Source organism: Acetomicrobium sp. S15 = DSM 107314 (assembly GCF_016125955.1).
In the GTDB taxonomy this organism is placed as follows: domain Bacteria; phylum Synergistota; class Synergistia; order Synergistales; family Thermosynergistaceae; genus Thermosynergistes; species Thermosynergistes pyruvativorans.
In genome coordinates this window covers 1-345 of sequence record NZ_JADEVE010000417.1, presented here as the reverse complement: position 1 = coordinate 345, position 345 = coordinate 1, and the positions used below count along the sequence as shown (strand labels likewise).

General features: G+C 57.7%; 1 protein-coding gene and 1 pseudogene. Both read left to right on the top strand.

Features of this window, described 5'->3' with window-relative positions:
* A pseudogene (locus EZM41_RS14855) lies at positions 1–197 on the top strand (hypothetical protein); the annotation flags it as partial.
* 6 nt (positions 198–203) lie between these two features.
* Positions 204–345: CDP-alcohol phosphatidyltransferase family protein (locus EZM41_RS14850; protein WP_446697851.1), on the top strand; the 142-nt coding region annotated here is incomplete at its 3' end.

Genomic DNA, 345 nt, shown 5'->3' with positions numbered 1-345 from the left:
ATGTATTTAGGCGCTGCAGGCCTAGGGTTGTGCGCGATACGCCCTCGCAAAGACTGTTGTCAAAATGGGGCCTTTCGGCCGACCTCGCGCCCGATCCTGCTTTCATATTAGACGTAGGGTATGGCGATCTGGTGTCAGGGCTCGTCTTCATAGGCGCCGCCCTTACCGATACGGCCGTTGGGTATATAGCGCGCTAGCACGGACTGGTCACCAACATGGGCAAGTTCATCGATCCCCTGGCTGACAAAATACTCGTGACGGCGGCGCTGATCTCGCTCGTCGAGCTCCAACTCCTTCCGGATTGGATCGTGGCGGTCATAGTGTCGCGGGAGTTCATGGTGACAG